Origin of the sequence: Actinoplanes sp. L3-i22 (assembly GCF_019704555.1) — a bacterium.
Lineage (GTDB): Bacteria > Actinomycetota > Actinomycetes > Mycobacteriales > Micromonosporaceae > Actinoplanes.
In genome coordinates this window covers 4227791-4250367 of record NZ_AP024745.1, presented here as the reverse complement: position 1 = coordinate 4250367, position 22577 = coordinate 4227791, and the positions used below count along the sequence as shown (strand labels likewise).

Here is a 22577-nt window from a genome sequence, read left to right as displayed (position 1 = left end):
ATCGGATCTTCGGCGAAGGTGGGCAGCGACATGGCGATGGTGAGCCGGCGGGCATTTCTCTCCACGATCGGGCTGGCGGCGGCGGGCGCGGCGGCCGGTCCCGCGGCGGGAGCGAGCGCCGCCGCGGCGATGCGGCACCCGGGGATGTTGCACACCCAGGCGGATTTTGTACGGATCCAGGCCCGGCTGGCCGCCGGGGACGCCGTCGTGACCGCGGGCTGGCAGCGGCTGACCGCCAACCCGCACGCGCGCAGCACCTGGCCGCCGCTGGCCACCGCGACCGTGGTCCGGGGCGGGACCGGGCAGGACTACGTGCACTTCTACCGCGACGTGCACGCCGCGTATCAGAACGCGCTGCGCTGGCGAATCAGCGGCGAGCGCGCGCACGGTGACGCCGCCCGCGACATCCTCAACGCCTGGTCGCGGACGCTGACCACGGTCACCGGCAACGCCGACCGGTTCCTGGCCGCCGGCATCTACGGCTACCAGTTCGCCAACGCGGCCGAGCTGATGCGCGGCTACGACGGGTTCGACCTGGCCCGCGCGCAGCGGCTGCTGCGCACCGTGTTCCTGCCGCTCAACGAGGACTTCCTGGCCCATCACAACGGGGCGTGCATCACCAACTACTGGGCGAACTGGGATCTGTGCACGATCGCGTCGGTGCTGGCGATCGGCATCCTCTGCGACGACCGGGCGCTGGTGGACCGGGCGGTCGCCTACGCCCGCGGCGGTGCCGGCAACGGGGCGATCGGCAACGCGGTGCCGATCCTGCACGGCGCGCTCGGGCAGTGGCAGGAGAGCGGCCGCGACCAGGGGCACTCGCTGATGGGCGTGGGGCTGCTGGCCAGCATCTGCGAGATGGCCTTCAACCAGGGCATCGACCTGTACGGTCACGACGACGACCGGTTCCTCAAGGGCGCCGAGTACGTGGCCCGCTACAACCTGGGCCGCGACGTGCCGTTCACCACCTACCGATGGGGCAACGGGCAGAACTGCGCGCCGCGCGAGCAGACCGTGATCGCCGCGGCCGGCCGCGGCTCGGTGCGGCCGATCTGGGAGATGATCCTGCACCACTACGTGTCGCGGCGGGGCCTGGCCGCGCCGAACGTCGCGGCGATCGCGGCGCGCGACCGGGCCGAGGGCGGTGGCGGCGACTACGGGCTGGCCAGCGGCGGTTTCGACGCGCTCGGGTTCGGCACGCTGCTCTACACCCGGGAGCCGGTCGCCGCGACCTCGCTCGCGTCGCCGGCCCGCACCAGCGCGACCCCGTCGGCCTCGGCCACCGGCACCGTCAAACCGTCGAGCCGGGCCGCCACCACGTCGGCTGTCGCACCGGCCGAACCGGTCGTGACCAGCGCGGCCGCCGAGCCCGCGGTCCCGGCCGCCGCGAGCACCGGCGCCGGCCTGCCCGGGCTGATCGGCGCGGGCGCGCTGGCGACCGCGCTCGCCGGTGGGCTGATCGTGCGCCGGGCCCGGCGCCGCGACGGCGACCAGGGATGATCCGTCCGGCGGCCAGAATCATGACCGGGGACGACGGGGAGCGGGGCATGCGGCGCGAGCAGACCGACACGGCGCTGGTCGTGGCCGCCCGCGCCGGGGATCAGCGGGCGCTCGACGAGCTGATCGCGGCGTACCTGCCGCTGCTCTACAACGTGGCCGGGCGGGCGCTGTCCGGGCACGCCGACGTCGACGACGTGGTGCAGGAAACCATGATCCGGATGGTCCGGGGCCTGCCCGGGCTGCGCGAGCCGCAGCGGTTCCGGTCCTGGCTGATCGCCATCGCGGTGCGCGAGATCCGCGACAGCGTCGCCGCCCGGCAGGCGTCGGCCGGGCGCGCGGGGCCGATCGAGGACGCGGCCGAGGCGGCCGATCCCGGCGCCGACTTCGCCGACCTGACCATCCTGCGGCTCGGGCTGTCCGGGGAACGCCGGCGGGTGGCCGAGGCGACCCGCTGGCTGGACCAGGCCGACCGGGAACTGCTCGCGCTGTGGTGGCTGGAGGCGGCCGGCGAGATCGACCGGGCCGAGCTGGCCGTCGCGATCGGCCTGTCGCTCGCGCACACCGCGGTCCGCGTGCAGCGGATGCGCGCCCAGCTCGACGCCGCCCGCGCGGTGACCGGCGCGCTGGACGAGCGGCCCCGCTGCCCGCAGCTGGCCGAGGAGGTCAGCGGCTGGGACGGGGTGCCCGGCGGACGCTGGCGCAAGCGGATCGCCCGGCACACCCGTGACTGCGTGCGCTGCCACGGGGCGTGGACCGGACAGATCCCGGCCGAACGGCTGCTCGCCGGGCTGGGCCTGGTCCCGGCGCCGAAACTGCTGGTGGCCGCACTGTCCGGGCAGCTGCTCGCCCCGGCCGGCGGGGCCGTCGCGGGCGCGGCCGCCGGTGGCACGTCCGTGGTGGTCAAGCTGATCCTGGGGGTCGCGGCGGCCGGGGTGGTCGCGGCGGGCGGGCTCGTGGTCGTACGCGAAAATCGGCCGGAGGCCCAAAAAGCGCCGCAGGCGCCGGTCGTGGTCAGCAGCGAACCCGCAGCCGTCGCGACCGCCTCGGCCACCGCATCGCCCTCCGCCGTTGCCGGGCCGCGCTACGGGCAGGTCGTGGACGTCGTGGACGCGGCACCGCCGAAGGACCGGCGGCCCGCGACGCTGCCCCGGCGGCCGGCCGGGACGCTGCGGATCGCCGACAGCGCCGACAACGATCCACGGCCGGAAGTGATCAGCCTGGTGCATCGCGGGGAACGGGTCACGCTCAGCGGTCGCGGCTATCTGCGCGCCGAATGGCAGGTGCCGTTCCAGGTGCGCGCCGGCGCGATCGTGACGCCGGCCTGGAGCGGGCTGCGCGGCAAGCTGTTCCACGTCGCGTCCGGCGGCGGGCACCGGATGGACGACCCGATCCCGGGTGAGGCGCCCGGGCACACCTTTCTCGGCAACCCGCAACAGGGCACATCGACGCTGGTCACGGGGGTGCAGCAGTTCTGGGCGAGCGAGTACTACTACCTCGACGGGACGGTGACGCTCACCCAGCGCGAGTCCGGCGGGGACTACAACCTGTACGTGCACCTGGTCGACCGGCAGACGATCGTCGATGACATCACCACCGCGCCGGCCGCCGGTGGCGCGGTGCGCTACGGCCTGACTCGCGACACCGGCACCGATGCCGCCCCGGTCCCGCAGTTCGTGACCCGCGGCGCGGACCCGGCGCTCGCGCGCCGGCAGTCGCGGGTCTGACCGTTTTTGTTATCCGTGAGCGGGCGGCCGGGTCACCGGGGCATGTCTGCCATCTCGATCCGGATCATTCCGGCCGTTCTCACGCTCGCCCTGGCCGGGTGCGGCGGCGCCCCGGTGGCCCGCGGCGTCCCGGTGTCGCCCGCGGTGTCGCCCACGGCCCCGTCGTCGGCCGCGGTCTCGGTCTCGGCGAGCGCGCCGGCCGGTGTCGCGGCGACGAGCCCGGCCGCCGGGGTCGCGACGACCGCGAGCGCGCCGGGTGATCCGGGCGCCGACCCGGTCTTCGCCCGCGACGCCGATCTGCGGCGCACCGAGACGTACGTGTACCGGCACAGCGAGCCCGGCGATCATCGGCTGGCGGCCGGCACCCTGGCCCTGCGGTACGACGTGACCACGCACCGGCTCAAGGCCGAACTGGCCGCCCGCAAGGCCGCGCTGGCCGGGGCGACCGGGATCGCGCTGTATCTCAGCGGCGGGACCGCGCTGACCGATTCCGATCTGGCCGCCCTGCAGCAGGTGCACCGCGATCTCGGGCTGACGAACCTGTCCCGGCTCTACGTCTACAACCTGCGCACCATCCAGGGCGGCGTGGCCTGCACGCCGGACTCCGGGCTGGCCTGCGCCGGGCGGACCGCGCGCGGCGGGACCTTTCCCTACCTGTGGTTCAACGGCTGGTGGGACAGCTGGGTCCGGCATCTGGTCCTGGACGACCTGACCGCGGTGCCGGACGGGGCGTTCAGCAACCACGGGTTCGCCGACGTGAGCCTGCGGGCGGCGCGCACGATCGGGGTGATGGGGTTCGGCCACGGGCCGTACGCAAAGCTCTCGGTCTTGTATCTGCCCAGCGTGACGACGGTCGGGCGGGACGCGTTCCGGCGCAATCAGTACCTGACGAAGGTCAACCTGCCGCGGGCCACGCGGGTGGACGACTACGCCTTCGACGACGCGTCACGGTTGCGGTACTTCACCGCGCCGCGGCTGACCCGGCTGGGGCGCAACGCGCTCAACGACAGTCACGCCCTGGTCGCGGTGAACCTGCCGCGGCTGCGATACCTGGGGATCAACTGCTTCGATCTCAACGGGGCGATGACCGTGCTGCGGCTGCCTGCGGTGACCGAGATCGACAAGAACGCGATCGTGGGTTTCGCCCGGCTGCGCACCCTGTACCTGCCGCTGTTGCGGGCGGCCCGCGACGACTCGATCTCGGGCGACCCGGCGCTGACCCGGGTGGTGTTCGGCGCGCGGCCGCCGGTGCAGGGCGCCCGGGTGTTCACCGGATCCCCCCGGGTGCAGATCCTGCACACCGGCGGCGCGGCGGCCTGGGCGGGATTCGTGCCCTCCGGGATCACGACGCTGCCGGTTCGCTCGCTGGGCTGAGCGGGGCCGGTCAGCGGCGGCGGGTGCGGGTGGCCTCGACCGGGTCGATGGTGGCGGCCGACCACTCGCGGGCCAGGGTGATGCTCTCGGCGCGGCCCGAGGCGATGTGCTCGTAGGCCGTCTCCGCCGCCCGGACCGCGTCGTGGGCGGCGATCGCCTCGTACATCTCCTCGTGCTCGTCGCACTGCTGGATCAGGTCGCGCCGGCGGGTGAGGTTGAACAGCCACTGGGTCTTGGCTTCCAGCGGGCGCATCATCGCCGACAGCAGCGGGTTCGCCGCGACCGTGACGATCAGCCGGTGGAACTCGGAGTTGGCGGCGGCGGTCGCCGGGTCGTCCGCGCGGGCCAGCGCGTCGCGGGCGGCGGTCATCCGCTCGCGCAGCCGGGTCAGGCCGGCGTCGTCGATGCGTTCGGCGGCCAGCCGGGCGGCCAGCACCTCCAGCGACTCGCGCACGTCGAACAGATCCCGCACGTCGGCGGCGGTGAACGGGGCGACCAGCGCGCCCTGGCGGGGCACCAGCACGACCAGGCCGTCGTTCTGCAGCAGTTGCAGCGCCTCGCGCAGCGGAATGCGCGAGACCTGCAGCTCGTCGGCGAGGTCGCGCTCGAAGAGCCGCTCGCCGGGGCGGTAGACCACGTCGATGATCCGGCGGCGCAGTTCGGCGTAGGCGCTGTCTCGCAGCGAGGGCGCCGCGCCGGTGCTGGTCGCTGTCATGGCTCACACCGTAGGCGGCGCCGGGGCCGCCGGGACGGGCGGGCCGTGCGTGGTGAGGAGTCTCTTCGACGGCTGTAACGGCGGCGTAATCGCGGGGACATGGTTCGCCGCCAGCCTTCCGTTAGTGGTATACCGCTAACAGCGAAGGGCTGGCACTCATATGTCTCGTACACGTCTCTGCATCAGCGCACTCGGGGCGACCGCCGCGCTGCTGCTGTCCGGCTGCGGCGCCGACAGCGCGTCGGCCGGCTCGGGCGACGTCCTGAAGGTCGGGGTGTTCTTCCCCGGCTCGATCTCCGACACCGGCTTCATGCAGTCGGGCTACCTGGGCTACGAGCGGATCAAGGCGGCGCAGGCCGGCAAGGTCGAGCTCAGCTACGTCGAGCAGGTCCAGGCCGCCGACTACGAGCAGGCGCTGGTGCGCTTCGCCTCGGCCAACAAGCTGGTCGTGTCGCTGGGCGGGCAGACCGACGCCGACGTCCGCAAGGTCGCCCCGCAGTTCCCGGACGTGACGTTCGTCGAGATCGGCGGGCCGGCCGACGCCGTGCCGCTGGCCAACCTGGCCTACTACGACCCGCAGCAGGCCGAGGCGGAGTTCCTGTCCGGCGCGGTCTCCGCGGTCACCTCGAAGAAGAACACCGTCGGGTTCGTCGGCGGGGTCGAGCTGCCGGCGATCGTGAACGCGGCCAAGGCGTACGGCAACGGCGCCGCGTTCGCCAAGCCCGGCATCAAGGTGCTCACCCCGCAGTACGTCGGCGACTTCAACGACCCGGCCAAGGCCAAGCAGGCGGCCGCGGCCGACTTCGGCGCCGGCGCGGACGTGCTCGGCCAGATCGTCAACCTCGGCAAACAGGGCATCCAGCAGGCCGCCCAGGACGCCGGCGCCCGGATGGTCGGCGGGCCGATCCCCGGCGACTGCCAGGGCCCGTACGTCGGTTACGTGCACACCGACCTCGGCAAGGAGATCGAGTACGCGGTGGCCGCGGTGCAGGCCGGCACGTTCAAGGCCGAGCAGGTGCGGTTCGGGCTGTCCTCCGGCAACGGCGGCACCGCCTTCGTGCCCTGCGGCACCGACGCCGCGGTGACGTCGGTCCTCGACCGGGCCACGGCGCAGCTGGCGTCCGGCGCGATCAAGCCCTACTGACGGAGGCCGCGATGACCAGCCTGCTGCACCTGGACGGCCTCGGCAAACGCTACGGCGCGGTGAGCGCGCTGCACGACGTGTCGCTGTCGATCGCGCCCGGCACCGTGCACTGTGTGCTCGGCGAGAACGGCGCCGGCAAGTCGACGCTGTGCAACCTGATCAACGGCAGTGTCCGGCCCAGCGGCGGCACGATGCGCCTGCACGGGCGCGCGTACGCGCCGGGCTCGCCGGCCGCCGCGCTGGGCCGCGGGGTGGCGATGGTGCACCAGCACTTCTCGCTGGTCCCGACGCTGACCGTGCGGGAGAACCTGCTGCTGGCCACCACCGGCGGCACCGGCCTGCGCGGGCGCACCGCCACGCTGACCGGGCGGCTGGCGCGCATCGCCGACGAGTACGGCCTGCGGGTCCGGCTCGACCAGCGGGTCGCCGAGCTGCCGGTCGGCGACCGGCAGCGGGTGGAGATCGTCAAGGCGCTGCTGCCGGATCCGGACCTGGTGCTGCTCGACGAGCCGACCGGGGTGCTCGACGGCGCCGGGATCGACGCGCTGATCGGGGTGTGCCGGGCGATGGCCGCCTCCGGCCGGTCGGTGGTGCTGGTCACGCACAAGCTGGGCGAGGTGTCGCGGGCCGCCGACGTGGCCACCGTGCTGCGCGCCGGCACGGTCGCCGGCGGCGGCCGGCTCGCCGACGTGCCGGTGCCCCGGCTGCTGGCGCTGATGCTCGGGCACGACGCCGGCGAGCTGGAGGCGACCGTGGCCGGCGCCGACACCGGCCGGGTCCGGCGGGCCACCGGCACCGCCGCGCCCGGGCCGGCGGTGCTGCGCGCCGAGCGGCTGAGGCTCACCCGGCGCGACGGGACCCGGGCGCTCGACGGCGTGGATCTGCAGGTGCGGGCCGGGGAGATCGTCGGGATCGCCGGGGTCGAGGGCAACGGGCAGAGCGAACTGGTCCGGGTGCTGTCCGGGGCGCTGCGCGCCGACAGCGGAACGGTCCATGTGGGCGCGGACGAGCTGACCACGGCCACGCCGGCGGCCCGTACGTCAGCGGGTTTGGGGGTTGTTCCTGAAGACCGGCACCAGGAGGGGATGGTCGGCGCGATGTCGGTGGCCGAGAACCTGTTCCTGGGCCGGCTCGGCGGGTTCCGCCGCCGCGGCCTGCTCGATCGCAAGGCGATGGACGCCGCCGCGGCCGAGGTCATCGCGGCCTACGCGGTACGCACGCCGGGGCCCCGGGCCGGACTCGGCTCGCTGTCGGGCGGCAACCAGCAGAAGGTGGTGCTGGCCCGGGAGCTGTCGATCGACGGGCTGCGCGTGCTGATCGCCGCCCAGCCGACCCGCGGGCTCGACGTCGGCGCGGTCGGGCAGGTGCTGACCCGGCTGCGCGAGGCCGCCGACCGGGGCGTGGCGATCCTGGTCGTCTCCAGCGAGGTCGAACAGCTGCTCGCGCTCTGCGACCGGATCCTGGTCAGCTACCGGGGCCGGCTGCTCGGGCCGATCCCGGCCGGCTCGTCCGCCGCGCCCGCCGAGATCGGCGCCCTGATGACCGGAACCGCGGCGTGAACGGCCTCGACCGGCTGCGCCGGGCCGGACTGCACCCGGTCACCGTGGCCGGCCTCGCGGTCGTCGCGGCGGCGCTGGCCGGACTGGCGCTCGCCGCGGTGGCCGGCGCGGCACCGGGCACCACGATCACCGCGCTGGTCGAGGGGATGGTCGGTACGCCGTACGCGATCGGCAAGTCGATCAACGCGAGCGCCGTGCTGATGCTGGTCGCCGCCGGATTCGTCGTCGCCTACAAGGCCGGGCTGGTCAACGTCGGCGGCGAGGGGCAACTGTGCCTGGGGGCGATCGCCGCGACCGCGGTCGGCACCACCCTGCCGGCCTCCACACCGCCCGCGCTGGCGCTGCCGCTGGTGCTGGCCGCCGCCGCGATCGCCGGGTTCGGCTGGGCCGGCATCGCCGCGGCGCTCCGGGCCTGGGCCGGCACCAGCGAGATCATCACCACGCTGCTGCTCAACTTCGTCGGCCTGGCCCTGCTGTCGCTGAGCGTGCACGAGCCGGGCCTGCTGCGCCAGCCGGTCACCTCCTCGGAGACGCTGCCGCAGTCCGCACCGCTGATCGAGGGCGCGCACCTGCCCTCGCTGGGACTGTCGCGCTCCCCCGCGACCGTGGCCGTCGTGCTCGCCGGGATCGCCGTGCTGCTGGTCGGGGTGCTGCTGCGGCACACCGGCGCCGGAGTGCGCCTGAGCGCGCTCGGCTTCGCCCCGCAGGCCGCCGCCCGGCTCGGCGTGCCGGTCGCCCGGACCCGGTTCCTGGCGCTGGCCTCGGCCGGCGGCTTCGCCGGACTGGCCGGCGGGGTGCTCACCGCGACCGCCCCGTTCGTGCTGGCCGAGGGCCTCACCTCCGGGTACGGCTTCGCCGGGCTGGTCGTCGGGCTGCTCGCCCGCGGCTCGATGCTCGCTCTGGCCGCCACCGCGCTGCTGCTGGCGTTGCTCACCTCCGGCGGGATCAACCTGCAACTGGTCGCGGCGGTCCCGGCCACCACGGTGTCGGTGGTGGAGAGCCTGATCATCCTGTTCATCGCCGGCACCGCCGGGTGGGCGGCCCGCCGCCGCGGTGCCCTGGCTGCCCCGATCGGGGCAGCCCGATGAGCGCGCTCACCCCGATCCTGGTCAGCGGATTCGCCTTCGCCCTGCCGCTGCTGCTGGCCGCCGTCGGCGAGCTGATCAGCGAACGCGCCGGCGTGCTCAACCTCAGCGTCGAGGCGATGATGCTCACCGGCGCGTTCACCGCCGCGCTCGGCGCGGTGCTGACCGGCTCGCCCTGGCTCGGCGCGCTCGCCGGCGTCGCCGGTGGCCTGCTCGTCGGCGGCTGCCAGGCGCTGCTGAGCGTGCGCGCGCTGGCCGACCAGATCGTCACCGGCATCGCGCTCAACGCCCTGGCCCTGGCGGTGACCACGTTCGGCGCGCGGCTCTGGCTCAACCACGGCCGCAACCAGGGCATCCCGGCGTTCGACCGGATCGAGGTGCCGCTGCTGCACCGGATCCCGGCGCTCGGGCCGGCGCTGTTCGGGCAGACCGCGCTCGGCTACCTGTGCGTGCTGGCCGCGGCCGGCACCGCGCTGCTGCTGTCCCGGCGCACCGCCGCCGGGCTGCGCATCGACGCCGTCGGCGAGGACGCGGTGGCCGCCGACCGCACCGGACTGCCGGTGGCCCGGCTGCGGGCCGCCTGCGTGCTGCTCACCGCGGCGCTGTCCGGCCTGGCCGGGGCGCAGCTGGCGCTCTCCGAGGTCCGGGCGTTCAGCGACAACATGACCGCCGGGATCGGCTACCTCGCCGTGGTCGCGGTGATCGCCGGGCGCTGGCGCCCGGGCGCGACCGTGCTCGCGGCGGTGCTGTTCGGCCTGGCCCAGGCGCTGCAGTACGCCCTGCCCGCGCTCGGCGCCGCCATTCCACCGGCGGTGCTGACGATGATCCCGTACCTGGCCGCCGTCGTCGCGGTCAGTGGCCTGGCCGGCGCCAGCCGCTCACCCTCCGGCCTGACCGTCCCGTTCGCCCGCGCCTGAAGGAAACTCCATGACCCTGGTCCTGACCCACTCCGACGTCAGTCGCCTGCTGCACGACGAGAAAACCCTGCGCGAGGTACGCACCGCGGTCGAGCGCGCCCACACCGACCTGGCCCTGGGCCGCGCCGTCGTGCCCGCGCCCCCGGCGATGACCCTGGACGACGCGTCGATCATCCCGATGGTCGCCGCCGACCGGGCCACCGGGCGAGCCGCGGTCAAGCTGCTCGCCGACATCCCCGGCAACGCCGAGCGCGGCCTGCCGGTGCAGCGCTCGACGATCCTGGTCAGCTCGGCCCGTACCGGCGAGTGCCAGGCGATCATCGACGGCCGGCTGATCACCGCGGTCCGGACCGCCGCGGCCAGCGCGGTGGCCACCGCCCACCTGGCCGCGCCCGGCAGCACGGTGCTGGGCCTGGTCGGCGCCGGCGCGCTGGCCGTCGAGCACACCCGCGCGATCGCCGAGGTGCTGGACCTGCGCACGGTCGTGGTGTGGTCGCGCTCGGCGGCGACGCTGGACCGGTTCCGGGCCGCCGTCGCCGGGCTCGGGGTGCGCGTCGAGGCGGGCGCGGGCGTCGAGGACGTGGTCCGCGCCGCCGACGTGCTGTGCACGCTGACCCCGTCGCGGGAGCCGATCGTGCGCGGCGCCTGGTTCCACCCCGGCCTGCACGTCAACGCGGTCGGCGCCCCGCCGCGCCCGGATCACCGGGAGATCGACGGCGAGGGGCTGCGCCGGGCCCGGGTGGTCGTCGACTCGCTGCCGACCGCGCTGGCCAAGTCCGGCGAGGTGCTGCTCGCGCTGGCCGAGGGGGCGGTGCGCCTCGACGACGTGGGCACCGAGCTGGGCGCGGTGATCGCCGGCCGCGCGCCGGGGCGCACCTCGCCGGCCGGCATCACGCTGTTCAACTCGGTCGGGCTCGGCCTGCAGGACCTGGTCACCGCCGACCTGCTGATCACCCGGGCCCGGGCGCGGGGCATCGGCACCGAGCTGGACCTTTCGGCATGAATGGCAATATCTTTCCCGGAGCTGTCGGATAGTCCGCTTTTCAGTTTCGCCATGCGCCGTTGCGATAACCGAGAGTATTGCGATAATTACCGGCAGTGGACTTATGTCCGGAATCAATGCACTCGGCCCGTTTCGGTGCGGCGAGACACTGACCGAAAGTGACCAACAACCGGATTGTCAAGGCTCTCCGCCTCAATTAAATTGATCGACTTGGCAGGCAACTTTTCGGGCCGCGGCGGCGTCTTGTCTAGTGCGGCCACAATGGTGCCGGCCGTGACCCCCCTCGATTGTGAGAGCCATGATTCAGCGACGTAAGGTCATCATCGGGACCCTCGGCGTGGCCGCCGCTGCCACGGCTGCCGGGGCGGCCGGCTGTTCCTCCTCCTCTTCGCCCAAGAGCGACTCGACCGGCACCGGCTCGACCGTGCTGACCGAGTCGGTGGCGAACAACGAGGCGCCGGCGCCGGTCCAGGTGACCGTGAGCCCGGCCGACAAGGCCACCGGGGTGTCGCTGACCAAGCCGATCACCGTCACGGTGCAGGACGGCACGATCCAGACGGTCACCGTCACCGCCGGCAAGACGAAGGTCGACGGCACCGTGCAGGCCGACGGCTCGTGGCAGTCGACCGACGACCTGGCCTACGACAAGACGTACAAGGTGGTCGTCACCGCCGCCGACAAGGTGGGCACCGCCTCCTCGCAGACCACCACGTTCGCCACCATCGACCCCAAGCACGTGGTCAAGGTGAACTTCCAGGCCAACTCGATGACCTCGCTGAAGACCGGCAAGACCTATGGCGCCGGGCAGCCGGTGATCATCTCGTTCAGCCGCGCCGTCGACAAGGAGAAGGCGGAGAAGGCGATCGAGATCACCACGTCGCCGTCGGTCGAGGGCAAGTTCTACTGGGCCAACAACATGACCGTGCACTGGCGCCCGGCGAAGTACTGGGCCGCCAACTCCACGATCAAGGTCAACGTCAACATCTTCGGCCTCAACCTGGGCAAGGGGATGTACGGCGAGAAGAACGCCTCCACCAACTTCAAGGTCGGCCGCCAGCTCATCGCGATCGCCGACAACAAGAAGCACGTGACGAAGGTGTACGTCAACGGCAAGCTCGTGCGCACCATGAAGAGCAGCTTCGGCCGCGGCGGCGGCACCACCGGCGCCAACGGCGAGAAGATCAGCTTCTGGACCGCCGGCGGCCCGCACGTGGTGCTCTCCAAGGAGCGTTTCCACACGATGAGCTCGGCCAGCTACGGTGTCGCCGACCCGAGCAACCCGAACTACTACGTCTCCGACAACGTGGAGTACTGCACCCGCATCACCTACTCCGGCGAGTTCCTGCACGCCGCCCCGTGGAACGGTTCGCTCGGCCGGGCCAACCTGTCGCACGGCTGCGTCAACCTGAGCATGAGCGACGCCAAGTGGGTGTATGAGAACTTCATCCTCGGCGATGTCGTCGACGTCACCAACAGCCCCCGCAAGCTGCCGATCTACAACGGCCTCGGCGACTGGACCGTCTCGTTCGACAAGTACGGCGCCTGACCCTCGCGCAACGCGGGCAGGGTCACCGTGAACGTGGTGCCCGAGCCCGCCGCGCTGCGGACCGCGATCGTGCCGTGGTGCATCGCCACCAGCGACTGCGCGATCGCCAGCCCCAGCCCGGAGCCACCCGGCGCGGACCGCGCCGGGTCGGCCCGCCAGAACCGTTCGAACAGGTGCGGCAGGTCCTGCACCGGGATGCCCGGGCCGCTGTCGGTGACCAGCACGGTGTGCGCGCCCGCCCCGGCGAGCACCGTCACCGAGACCGCCCCGCCGGCCGGCGTGTGCTGCAGGGCGTTGCCGACCAGGTTGCGCAGCACCTGCGCGAGCCGGCCGGCGTCCCCGAGCACCACCGCCGGCGCACCGCGATAGCGCAGCTCGCGCTCGGGCGCCAGGATCCGCGCGTCGGCGACCGTCTCGCCGGCGAGCACGTCCAGATCGACCGGCTCCTGCTCGACCGGCAGCCCGGCGTCGCCGCGGGCCAGCAGCGCGAGGTCGTCGACCAGTGAGCGCATCCGCACCAGCTGGGTGTCCACCCGGGCCAGGGCCGCGTCCAGCCGGCCCGGGTCGTCGAGGCCACCGCGCAGATACAGCTCCACCCAGCCGTGCGCGGCGGTCAGCGGCGAGCGCAGCTCGTGCGAGGCATCGGCGATGAACGCCCGCATCCGGTTCTCCGCGTCCTGCTGGGCGTCGAAGGCCGCGTTGACCGTGCGGGCCAGCCGGCTGATCGCCGGATCACCACGGTCGTCGCGCGGCAGCCGGCGGGTGCGGTCGCCGTCGGCCACCTGCCCGGCCCGATCCGCCATCACCCGCAGCGGGCGCAGGCCCCGGCCGACCACCAGCACCGCGGTGCCGATCAGCAGCGCGATGCTCACCGTCGCGACCGAGACCACGGTCGCGGCGACGGTGGCCACGGTCGTGGCCCGGTCCCGGTAGCCGGCGACGAACACGATCCGCGCCACGGTCAGCGTGCCGCCCTCGTCGGGCCGGTAGGTCACGGCCAGGCCGCTGGTGTCGATGGCGACGGCCAGCCGGTCCCCGCCGGCCTCGACCGGGTCCGGGGAGACCACCGCGGCCAGGCCGGCGGCATCCTGCGCGGACAAACCCTCATTGACGGTACGGCCGTCGCCGGTCACCAGCACCACCTGATAGGCCGGCCCGACGGTCTCGCGCAGCGTCGCCCGATCCAGCCGCACCCCGCCGGCGGCCCGCAGACTCGCGGCCACCCGCGCCGACAGATTCGCCAGCTGCCCGGCGTCGCGAGCGCTCAGCCACCGCGACACCACGGTGATGCCGGCCAGCGCGGACAGCCCGATCACCAGCACCGTCACGACCGACAGCGTCACGGTCAGCCGGGCCCGGATCGACCGCGGCCTCACTGCGGCTCGCGAATGCTGTAGCCGAAGCCGCGAACCGTGCGGATCAGCGCCGGGCGCCCGTCGTCGACCTTGCGCCGCAGACTGGAGACGAACCGCTCGACCAGGTTGGCGCTGCCGCCGAAGTCGTACTGCCAGAGCGCGTCCAGGATCTGCCCCTTCGACAGCACCTGACCGGCATTGATCAGCAGCAGGTGCAGCAGCCGGAACTCGGTCGGCGACAGCTCGACCCCGGCGCCGCCGCGGCGCACCACGTGCCGGCCCGGATCGAGCTCCAGGTCGGCGCAGCGCAGCACCCCGCCCGGCGCGGTCCGCTCACCACGGGCCGACCGGCGCACCAGCACCTCGATCCGGGTCACCAGCTCGACCGCGCTGAACGGCTTGGCCATGTAGTCGTCGCCGCCCAGCCGCAGGCCACGCACCTTGTCCTCGACCGCGTCACGGGCCGACAGGAACAGCACCGGCAGGTCCGGATGCTGCCGGCGGATCAGCTGCACCACGTCGAAGCCGTCCTGGCCGGGCATCATCACGTCGAGCACGACCACGTCGGCCGGGTGCTCGCGCAGCGCGGCGTAGGCCTCGGTGGCGTTCGCCGCCAGGGTCACCGCGAACCCGGCGAAGGTCAGGCCGGCGGCGAGCACCTCGCGGATCTCCTCGTCGTCGTCCACGACCAGGACCTGCACCGTCATCGACACCTACTGGTTTCCGGTCACGACAAAACCTGTGACCATCCGTACGAAATCCTGGGGTTTGTCCAAGTGGACCACATGAGTCGCGTCGATGCGGCGGTAGGTGCCCCGGCGCAGCAACGCCAGCGCCCGGGCCGCGTCGTCGCCGGTCATCGCGCCGTCGAGGGTGCCGTCGGCGAGCACGCTGAAGTTCGCCTGGATCAGCAGCGCCGGGCAGCCGACCCGGCCCAGCGCCGACGCGTGGTCGAAGCCGGCGTGCCAGCTGCCGTCGTGAAACGCCGCGCCGAAACGCGGATCGAACTGATCAAGCCCCCGCAGGAACTGCCGGACCGTGTCGTTGGGCAGCAGCCCGATCTCGACCGGCTCCCCCGGGCGCGCCCGGCGGAACTCCTTGATCGCCTCGATCAGCAGCCGGGCCGCGCCCGGGCCGACGTTCTTGTCGAAGAACGGCTTGCTGGCCCGGATCCAGTAGAGCAGGAAGTCGCCGGTCCCCTCACGCACCGCGTTGGCGCAGGTCCGGAACGAGCGGTCGGCGATCGTCCGGGCGATGCGCGGGTACTCGGCGGAGAACAGCGGCGGATCCTCCAGGACCACGCTGCGCACCAGCCGCGGCCGGTTCGCCGCCAGCCAGATCGCCAGCAACCCGCCGGAGGAGTTGCCGCTGACGTGCGCCGGCTGCCCCACCACGGACTCGAGGAAGCCGGCCAGGTCCGCGCCGATCCGCTCGGCGGTCATCGGATATCCGGCCGGGCAGACGGTACCGCCGTGACCCGGATAGTCGACGTCGAAGACGTGGAACGACTCGGCCAGCGCCGGCAGCACCAGGTGGTAGCTGTACCAGTCCATGTGCTGGGCGTGCAGCAGCACCAGCGGCGGCCCGTTGTCCGGACCCTCGGCGTAGCTGAACGCCACCTCGCCGACCCGCGCGACCCGCTGCCGGTAGCCGGCCGCCGCGATCCGCTGCCGGCCCGGATCCCGGTAGTGGTCGATCTGGTATTTGAGCACCGCCAGCCCGGTCCCGCCGGCGACCGCGGCCACCGCCGCCGCCACCCCGGCACCCAGCAGCACCCGCCGGCGCAGGGAACGCTCGCCCATCACCACCACGTCTCCGATCGTCGCCGTCGTCTCACCCCACCCATCAGAGCGGACGCGCCTTTCGGCGACTCGACGAAAAACCTGACGATCTCCTGACGGGTACGGCGTCAGCCCAGCTGATCACGGCGGCGCGTGAGGTAGGCGATCTCGGCGGTGTTGCCGGCCAGCTCGATCGCCGTGTCGTAGGCCGCCCGCGCCTCCGCGCCGCGGCCCAGCCGGCGCAGCAGGTCGGCCCGGGTCGCGAAGTAGGCGTGGTAGCCGGCCAGCCGGTCGCCGAGCCGGTCGACGATGGCCAGGGCGACGTCCGGGCCGTCCAGCTCGGCGACCGCGATCGCCCGGTTCAGCGCGACGATCGGTGACGGGTCCAGGCGGACCAGCTGGTCGTAGAGGGCGACGATCTGCGACCAGCCGGTGTCGCGCACGTCGCGGGCCGAGGTGTGCACGGCGTTGACCGCGGCCAGGATCTGGTAGCGGCCCGGCGCCACCCCGGTGGCCAGCCGCTCCAGGACCAGCTGATGTCCCTCGGCGATCAGCGCCGCGTCCCACGCCCCGCGATCCTGCTCGGCCAGCGTGACCAGCTCGCCGGTCGCCGACACCCGGGCGCCGCGGCGGGCCTCGGTGAGCAGCATCAGCGCCAGCAGCCCGGCGGTCTCGCCGTCGCCGGGCAGCAGCGCGTGGATCAGCCGGGTCAGCCGGATCGCCTCGGCGGTCAGCTCGTGCCGGACCGGGTCGGTGTCCGGCCCGGTGGCCAGGTAGCCCTCGTTGAAGACCAGGAACAGCACGGTGAGCACCCCGGCGACGCGCACCGGCAGATCCTCCGCCGACGGCACCCGGTACGGGATCCCGGCCTGCTTGATCTTGGCTTTGGCGCGGGTGATCCGCTGCTCCATCGCGGTCTCCCGGACCAGGAACGCGCGGGCGATCTCGGCCGCGGTCAGCCCGCCGACCATCCGCAGTGTCAGCGCGACCCGGGTCTGCAACGCCAGCGCCGGGTGACAGCACGTGAAGATCAGCCGCAGGCGCTCGTCGTCGACCGGGCCGGGCGGCTCATCGTCGTACCGAAGCACCTGGGCCTCTCTCTGTTTGTCATCCCGCTTGCTCTCGCGCCGGAGCCGATCGATGGCCTTGCGATTGGCGGTCGTGGTCAGCCAGGCGCCGGGATTCGGGGGTACGCCGTCGGCCGGCCACCGCTCCACGGCCGTCGCGAACGCCTCGGCCGCCGCCTCCTCGGCGATGTCGAGGTCACCGAATCGCCGGGTCAGGGCGGCGACGATGCGCGCCCACTCGCCGTGGTGCGCCCGGGTGATCGCCTCGGCGACGGTCACAGAAACGGCCGGACCTCCACCTTGCGGTTGCAGGCCCGCGAGCCCGCGGCGGCCAGCTTGAGGGCCACGTCGAGGTCGGCGGCCTCGATGATCCAGAAGCCGGCCAGGTACTCCTTCGACTCGACGAACGGCCCGTCGGTGAACAGCGTCTCGGCACCCCGGTTGTCGATCACGGTCGCCGTGGCCGGCATGCCGAGGCCGCCGGCGAAGACCCAGTTGCCGTCGGCCTGCAGGCGCTCGTTGAACACGTCGATGTCGGCCATCTCTTCGTCGGTGGCCAGGCTGTCCGAGTCGTGGACCACCGAGAACAGATATTGCATGTCAGCTCCTTCAGGCTCGTTTCATCCTCAACGAACGCCGCCTCCGCGATCCGACATCGTCCGCGAAAATATTGTCGGCCCCGCCTCAGCCGACCGTGCGCACGGCCAGGGCCGCCGCGGCGTCGCAGCCGGCCGGCACCGGGACGGGCCGCCCCCGTACCGTGACGCTCTGCCCGTCGGCGAGCCGGGCGGCCGCGGCGCCGACCAGCGCCCACCGGCGGCCGTTCTCGGTGAGCACGACACAGCCGCCGGCGGTGCCGACCGTGCCGGTCAGCACGATCGGCGCGCCGACGCGGTCCACGGGATTGTCCGGATCGCCGCGGGACCCGCCCGGCGACGGCTCGATCCGGCGGCCGGCCGACGGTGCGGTGGTGGCGGGCGCGGGAGTTGAGGTGCCGCCGCAGGCGGCCAGGGACAGGGCCAGCAGCAGGCCGAGAGCAGGACGACACTTACGCATACAGATGCGACGCATGGGCCGCTGTGCCGGTTTCCTCAATTCACACATAGACGAATCCTGATGATTGCGCCGGGTGATCCGGTCCTGAAGATTTCACCGGAGGGTTCCCGCGGGACCGCGGGACGTCCTTTGGGGAGGTTCAGGCAGTGTTGCCTCAACACAGACTCAGCATGCACCGGAGGTTCCTGGCCGCCGGAGCCGCCGTGATCACCGTGATCGGGCTCGTCCCGGCCGGCGCCGCGGCCGCGCCCGGCGACGACTCCCGTCCCGCACCATACCGGCGCCACCTGCAGGTCGCCCAGGATCGCGTAGCGCAAGCGGGCCGGGCCAAGGCCGCCCCATCCGCGGCCGACCAGGACGAGGGCGAGGATCCCGAGGAGATCGCCGAGCAGGCCGAGCAGTACGCCGAAGCCCGTTCCGCCCCGGGCATCGTCGCCCCGGGCGCCTACACCGCCGCGTGGCGCGAACTGCAGGCGATGCCCCACACCCCGGGACGCTGGCAGCCGGTCACCGACCTTCGGTACAACTCCGACGACCCGCGCTACCGCGACGTCAACAGCAACTCCTCCGGCGGCGCCGGCCTGGTCACCGGGCGCATCACCGGGCTGGCCGCCGACGACGCCGGATACGTCTGGGCCGGCGCCGCCAACGGCGGGGTCTGGCGCTCGCGCACCGGCGGCGGCCACTGGCAGCCGATCGCGGCGAACCTGCCGTCGCCGTCGACCGGCGACCTGCGCCTGGACCGGTCCGGGCGGCTCTGGTACGCGACCGGCGAGGGCAACACCAGCGCCAGCTCGTTCGTCGGCAGCGGCGTCTACGTGCTGCGCAACCCCCGCGACGGCGCCTTCTCGGTCCGCGACCGGGTGGGTGGCACCGAGTTGGAGAGCACGATCATCCGCAAGCTGCGGATCCTCGGCACCACCGCGTGGGTGGCGACCAACCGGGGCGCGTACCGCCACTCGATCACCGACCTGTCCGGGCCGTGGACGCGCGAGTTCGTCCCGAACCCGGACTTCCTGCCCGGCGGCGCGCAGGCGAGCGACCCGAATGCGCCGTACAAGAACATCATCAACGACGTCGCGGCCGATCCGGCGGACCCGGCCCGGGTGATCATCGCGGCCGGGTGGCGCAGCGGCGACACGTACAACGGCTTCTACAGCCGCGTCGGTGGCACCTGGCAGCGCGTCACGCTGGCCGGTGACATCGCCTCGGACGCCGCCGACGTCGGCACCGTGACCTTCGCCGCCGCGGCGGACGGCTCGCGCTACTACGCCATCGAGCAGTCGCCGACCCAGCTCGCCACCAACCCGGACAGCAACCTGCAGGGCGTCTACGTTTCGCGCTCCGGCTCGCCGTTCGGCCCGTGGACGCTGGCGGCCGACTATCACAAGCTGGCCGCGTCCGGCTCGGCGCTGACCGATCCGGGATACATGCCCGGCGTGCAGGCCTGGTACAACCAGTTCCTGCAGGTCGACCCGACCGATCCGGATCACGTGTACCTGGGGCTCGAGGAGGTCTTCGAGACCACCGACGCCGGGACGACCTGGACGACGCCGGGTCCGTACTGGAACTTCGGGTTCGACTGCTGGAGCATCGACCCCGGCAAGCAGACCGGCGACTGCCACCAGACCACCCACCCGGATCAGCACTCGGTGGCGATCGGCTCGCGGCACGGCAAGCCGTACGTGGTGATCGGCGACGACGGCGGCGCCTACCGCCGGCCGCTGCGCGGGTCCGCGGACGCCGCCGGGCACGCCACCGACTGGACGCCGCTCAACGACGGCACCATCGACGTGTTGCAGTACTACTCGGTCGGCGTCGGCCGGGATCGCGGCGGCGTCGCGGTCTCCGGCGGCCTGCAGGACAACGGCCAGTCCATCCTGCGCCCCGGCGACCGGGTGATGGGCTCCAACTTCGGCGGGGACGGCGGCGACACCATCGTCGACCCGGGCAACGGCTGCAACATCGCCGAGGAGTACGTCTACCTCGACGTCTGGGTGACCAACAACTGCGCGGTCAACGACGGCCGGTGGACCACCGACCCGGCCCTGGCGACCAGCTACCACGTCCCGCCGCCGGACAACGAGACCGGCGAGGCCCGGTTCATCGCCCCGCTCAACGCCGACCCGCGCACCGCGGCGACCTGGGTCGCCGGCGGCCGGCACGTCTGGCTCAACACCAAGGGGTACGCGATCCGCTCCTCCGGGGACTGGATCAACCTGTTCGACCTGGGCGCGGGGCACACCGCCACCGCCGTGGTCACCACCGGCGGCCTGGTCTACGCCGGCTGGTGCGGGCCCTGCAACAACCAGGGCTTCACCCGCGGCATCGCGGTCGGGCGCACCGACGGCACCGGATGGCACCAGCTCACCCTGCCGGTCGACGGCACCATCCCGAACCGCTTCATCTCCGGCTTCGACGTCGACCCGGCGAACCCGCGGCACGTGGTCGTCGCCATCAACGGCTTCTCGCGCCGCTGGACCGAGGGGCCCGGCGCCGGGATCGGCCACGTCTTCGAGTCCACCGACGCCGGCGAGCACTGGAGCGACATCTCCGCGAACCTGCCCGACATCCCGGCCGACTCGCTCAAGCTGGTGCGCGGCGGCGGCCTGGTGGCGGCCACCGACAACGCGGTCTTCTACCGGCCCCCGCACGCGCGCGGCTGGTCCGTGCTCGGCCGCAACCTGCCCACCACGACCACCCTGCAGATCCGCACCGATCCGGACGGGCGGCGCCTGTACGCGGCCACCCACGGGCGCGGCATCTGGTCCTACGACCTGCGGCAGCTCCCGCACTGACAGGTGACCCGGGTGAGGTCGGCTCGGCAGAAGGGCCGATCTCATCCGCCGGGCATGATGCGCGCCGATCGACGGAGGCCGACGCTTGGCCGCATGCCCGGCTACCCGCTCATCGCCGACCACGGCCTCATCGGAGATCTCCAGACCGCGGCGCTGGTCGCCACGGACGGGACGATCGACTGGTTCTGCGCTCCCCGGTTCGACTCACCGAGCGTCTTCGGCGCCCTGCTCGATCACGAGCGGGGCGGGCACTGCCGGGTGCGCCCCACCGTGAACGTGTTCAACACCAAGCAGCTCTACTTCCCGGACACCGCGATCCTGGTCACCCGCTTCATGACCGAGGACGGCGTCGGCGAGGTCATCGACTTCATGCCGGGCGCCGGCGGCGAGGTCGCCTCGGGCACCCACCGGCTGGTCCGCATCATGCGGTGCGTCCGGGGCCGGATGACGTTCGCGATCGAGATCGCTCCCCGGTTCGACTACGGACGGGAACCACACGAGACCCACGTGGCCGAGGACGGCGTCGTCTTCCAGGGCAGCCGCACCTCGATGACGGTCAACCTGGTCCGCGAACCCGAGGACGACCGCCGGGCCCGCACGCTGCTGGACACCGACGGCGACCTGCACGCCGAGCTGTCCCTGGAGTCCGGGCAGATGCGCGGCATGGTGCTGCAGACCGGCGTCGCCGGGCCGCTGCGCCCGGTCCGGGTGGCCGAGGCCCAGCGGCTGTTCGACGACACGGTCGCCTTCTGGCGGGCCTGGCTGGGCAAGTCCACCTACTCCGGCCGCTGGCGCGAGATGGTCAACCGCTCGGCGATCACCCTCAAACTCATGACGTACGCACCCAGCGGCGCCCTGATCGCGGCACCGACCGCCGGGCTGCCCGAACAGATCGGCGGCGAACGCAACTGGGACTACCGCTACACCTGGGTCCGGGACGCGTCCTTCTCGGTGTATTCGCTGCTCGGCCTGGGTTTCACCGAGGAGGCGGCGGCTCTGGGCGGCTGGCTGCGCGACCGGGTCGACGAGGACCGCGATGCCAAGAACGGCAGCGGTCCACTCCAGATCATGTACCGCGTCGACGGCTCCAGCGATCTGACCGAGGAGGTGCTCGACCATTGGGAGGGCTACCGCGGATCCTCCCCGGTCCGCATCGGCAACGCCGCCTCCGACCAGCTGCAACTCGACATCTACGGCGAGGCGCTGGACAGCGTCTACGCCGCCGACCGGAACGGGGTCGCGGTCGGCCACCACGGCTGGATGCGCGTTGGTGAACTGCTCGACTGGGTGACCGAGAACTGGGACCAGCCCGAGGAGGGCATCTGGGAGACCCGCGGCGGGCGGCAGAACTTCACCTACGGCCGGCTGATGTGCTGGGTCGCCCTGGACCGCGGCATCCGCCTGGCGACCAGGCACGGGCGCCCGGCCGCGCTGGAGCGCTGGCAGCAGGCCCGCGACGCGATCTACCACCAGATCATGGACCGCGGCTGGAGTCCGACCCGGCGGGCGTTCCGGCAGCACTACGACACCGACGTGCTCGACTCGTCGCTGCTGCGGATGTCCACGACCGGGTTCATCGCCCCGACCGATCCGATGTGGCTGTCCACGCTGCAGGCGATGGACGCCGAACTGGTCACCGACAGCCTGATGTACCGCTACGACCCGTCGGCGTCACCGGACGGTCTGCGCGGCAGCGAGGGCACCTTCTCGCTGTGCACGTTCGCCTACGTCACCTCGCTGGCCCGGGCCGGCCAGCTCGACAAGGCCCGGGTGACATTCGAGAAGATGCTGACGTACGCCAATCACGTCGGTCTCTACTCGGAGGAGATCGCGCTGACCGGCGAGCAGATCGGCAACTTCCCGCAAGCCTTCACCCACCTGTCCCTGATCGACGCCGCGATCACCCTCGACCGCCTCCTCGACCGCTCACCCGCCGCCGATGAGCTGGGCTGA

Annotated in this window: 18 protein-coding genes; 11 read left to right on the top strand and 7 right to left on the bottom strand. The window is 73.0% G+C overall.

The window, feature by feature from the left end; genetic code table 11:
• Positions 1-30 precede the first annotated feature (30 nt).
• From L3i22_RS18670 to L3i22_RS18660, 3 genes are read left to right on the top strand one after another with little or no spacing between them, the layout of a single operon-like run.
• The gene (locus L3i22_RS18670) at positions 31-1500 is read left to right on the top strand and encodes an alginate lyase family protein (RefSeq protein WP_221328233.1); all 1470 of its coding nucleotides are present in this window, start codon (positions 31-33) and stop codon (positions 1498-1500) included.
• A gap of 47 nt (positions 1501-1547) precedes the next feature.
• Positions 1548-3224: an RNA polymerase sigma factor gene (locus L3i22_RS18665; protein WP_221328232.1), complete on the top strand. Its 1677-nt coding sequence runs from the start codon at positions 1548-1550 to the stop codon at positions 3222-3224.
• A gap of 42 nt (positions 3225-3266) precedes the next feature.
• Entirely contained in the window at positions 3267-4598 is a 1332-nt protein-coding gene (locus L3i22_RS18660) for a leucine-rich repeat protein (RefSeq protein WP_221328231.1), read from the top strand.
• Between the two features lie 10 nt (positions 4599-4608).
• On the opposite strand, the gene L3i22_RS18655 is transcribed toward L3i22_RS18660, so the two are convergent.
• A complete protein-coding gene (locus L3i22_RS18655; protein ID WP_221328230.1) occupies positions 4609-5313 on the bottom strand; it encodes a GntR family transcriptional regulator in 705 nt (234 codons plus the stop codon).
• A gap of 160 nt (positions 5314-5473) precedes the next feature.
• Between L3i22_RS18655 and L3i22_RS18650 the strand changes: the two genes are divergently transcribed.
• From L3i22_RS18650 to L3i22_RS18625, 6 genes are all read left to right on the top strand, one after another.
• Entirely contained in the window at positions 5474-6457 is a 984-nt protein-coding gene (locus L3i22_RS18650) for a BMP family ABC transporter substrate-binding protein (protein WP_221328229.1), read from the top strand.
• Positions 6458-6468: 11 nt separating this feature from the next.
• Positions 6469-8016 carry an ABC transporter ATP-binding protein gene (locus L3i22_RS18645; protein ID WP_221328228.1) on the top strand — a complete coding sequence of 516 codons (1548 nt, stop codon included), beginning with the start codon at positions 6469-6471 and terminating at the stop codon, positions 8014-8016.
• The gene (locus L3i22_RS18640; protein WP_255658377.1) at positions 8013-9104 is read left to right on the top strand and encodes an ABC transporter permease; all 1092 of its coding nucleotides are present in this window, start codon (positions 8013-8015) and stop codon (positions 9102-9104) included. Before L3i22_RS18645 ends, L3i22_RS18640 begins: the two co-directional genes overlap by 4 nt.
• On the top strand, positions 9101-10018 hold the full coding sequence (locus L3i22_RS18635) for an ABC transporter permease (protein ID WP_221328227.1): 918 nt from the start codon (positions 9101-9103) through the stop codon (positions 10016-10018). The genes L3i22_RS18640 and L3i22_RS18635 overlap by 4 nt, the downstream gene beginning before the upstream one ends.
• 10 nt (positions 10019-10028) lie before the next feature.
• Positions 10029-11021, top strand: coding sequence for an ornithine cyclodeaminase family protein (locus L3i22_RS18630; protein ID WP_221328226.1), 993 nt, complete (start codon positions 10029-10031; stop codon positions 11019-11021).
• A 298-nt stretch (positions 11022-11319) separates the two neighbouring features.
• A complete protein-coding gene (locus L3i22_RS18625; RefSeq protein WP_221328225.1) occupies positions 11320-12567 on the top strand; it encodes an Ig-like domain-containing protein in 1248 nt (415 codons plus the stop codon).
• On the opposite strand, the gene L3i22_RS18620 is transcribed toward L3i22_RS18625, so the two are convergent.
• The 6 genes from L3i22_RS18620 to L3i22_RS18595 form a co-directional block, all read right to left on the bottom strand.
• Positions 12516-13943, bottom strand: coding sequence for a HAMP domain-containing sensor histidine kinase (locus L3i22_RS18620; protein ID WP_221328224.1), 1428 nt, complete (start codon positions 13941-13943; stop codon positions 12516-12518). The two genes, L3i22_RS18625 and L3i22_RS18620, sit on opposite strands and share 52 nt — an antisense overlap.
• Entirely contained in the window at positions 13940-14629 is a 690-nt protein-coding gene (locus L3i22_RS18615; protein WP_221328223.1) for a response regulator transcription factor, read from the bottom strand. The genes L3i22_RS18620 and L3i22_RS18615 overlap by 4 nt, the downstream gene beginning before the upstream one ends.
• Positions 14630-14635: 6 nt before the next feature.
• Complete coding sequence (locus tag L3i22_RS18610; RefSeq protein ID WP_221328222.1) at positions 14636-15724, bottom strand: alpha/beta fold hydrolase; 1089 nt, start codon at positions 15722-15724, stop codon at positions 14636-14638.
• A gap of 107 nt (positions 15725-15831) precedes the next feature.
• A complete protein-coding gene (locus tag L3i22_RS18605) occupies positions 15832-17049 on the bottom strand; it encodes an RNA polymerase sigma factor (protein WP_221328221.1) in 1218 nt (405 codons plus the stop codon).
• A complete protein-coding gene (locus tag L3i22_RS18600; RefSeq protein WP_221328220.1) occupies positions 17046-17369 on the bottom strand; it encodes a YciI family protein in 324 nt (107 codons plus the stop codon). Before L3i22_RS18600 ends, L3i22_RS18605 begins: the two co-directional genes overlap by 4 nt.
• 85 nt (positions 17370-17454) lie before the next feature.
• Positions 17455-17841, bottom strand: coding sequence for a hypothetical protein (locus tag L3i22_RS18595; protein WP_221328219.1), 387 nt, complete (start codon positions 17839-17841; stop codon positions 17455-17457).
• Positions 17842-17996: 155 nt separating this feature from the next.
• Between L3i22_RS18595 and L3i22_RS18590 the strand changes: the two genes are divergently transcribed.
• Both L3i22_RS18590 and L3i22_RS18585 read left to right on the top strand, forming a co-directional pair.
• Positions 17997-20624: a glycosyl hydrolase gene (locus tag L3i22_RS18590; RefSeq protein WP_221328218.1), complete on the top strand. Its 2628-nt coding sequence runs from the start codon at positions 17997-17999 to the stop codon at positions 20622-20624.
• Positions 20625-20717: 93 nt separating this feature from the next.
• A complete protein-coding gene (locus tag L3i22_RS18585) occupies positions 20718-22577 on the top strand; it encodes a glycoside hydrolase family 15 protein (protein WP_221328217.1) in 1860 nt (619 codons plus the stop codon).

Excerpts from the sequence above, each read along its gene's own strand:
- L3i22_RS18590 (WP_221328218.1), top strand. The coding sequence starts at position 17,997 with ATGCACCGGAGGTTCCTGGCCGCCGGAGCCGCCGTGATCACCGTGATC.
- L3i22_RS18645 (WP_221328228.1), top strand. The coding sequence starts at position 6,469 with ATGACCAGCCTGCTGCACCTGGACGGCCTCGGCAAACGCTACGGCGCG.
- L3i22_RS18670 (WP_221328233.1), top strand. The coding sequence starts at position 31 with ATGGCGATGGTGAGCCGGCGGGCATTTCTCTCCACGATCGGGCTGGCG.
- L3i22_RS18585 (WP_221328217.1), top strand. The coding sequence starts at position 20,718 with ATGCCCGGCTACCCGCTCATCGCCGACCACGGCCTCATCGGAGATCTC.
- L3i22_RS18655 (WP_221328230.1), bottom strand. The coding sequence starts at position 5,313 with ATGACAGCGACCAGCACCGGCGCGGCGCCCTCGCTGCGAGACAGCGCC.
- L3i22_RS18650 (WP_221328229.1), top strand. The coding sequence starts at position 5,474 with ATGTCTCGTACACGTCTCTGCATCAGCGCACTCGGGGCGACCGCCGCG.
- L3i22_RS18610 (WP_221328222.1), bottom strand. The coding sequence starts at position 15,724 with ATGGGCGAGCGTTCCCTGCGCCGGCGGGTGCTGCTGGGTGCCGGGGTG.
- L3i22_RS18635 (WP_221328227.1), top strand. The coding sequence starts at position 9,101 with ATGAGCGCGCTCACCCCGATCCTGGTCAGCGGATTCGCCTTCGCCCTG.
- L3i22_RS18615 (WP_221328223.1), bottom strand. The coding sequence starts at position 14,629 with ATGACGGTGCAGGTCCTGGTCGTGGACGACGACGAGGAGATCCGCGAG.
- L3i22_RS18600 (WP_221328220.1), bottom strand. The coding sequence starts at position 17,369 with ATGCAATATCTGTTCTCGGTGGTCCACGACTCGGACAGCCTGGCCACC.
- L3i22_RS18660 (WP_221328231.1), top strand. The coding sequence starts at position 3,267 with ATGTCTGCCATCTCGATCCGGATCATTCCGGCCGTTCTCACGCTCGCC.
- L3i22_RS18595 (WP_221328219.1), bottom strand. The coding sequence starts at position 17,841 with ATGCGTCGCATCTGTATGCGTAAGTGTCGTCCTGCTCTCGGCCTGCTG.
- L3i22_RS18630 (WP_221328226.1), top strand. The coding sequence starts at position 10,029 with ATGACCCTGGTCCTGACCCACTCCGACGTCAGTCGCCTGCTGCACGAC.
- L3i22_RS18665 (WP_221328232.1), top strand. The coding sequence starts at position 1,548 with ATGCGGCGCGAGCAGACCGACACGGCGCTGGTCGTGGCCGCCCGCGCC.
- L3i22_RS18625 (WP_221328225.1), top strand. The coding sequence starts at position 11,320 with ATGATTCAGCGACGTAAGGTCATCATCGGGACCCTCGGCGTGGCCGCC.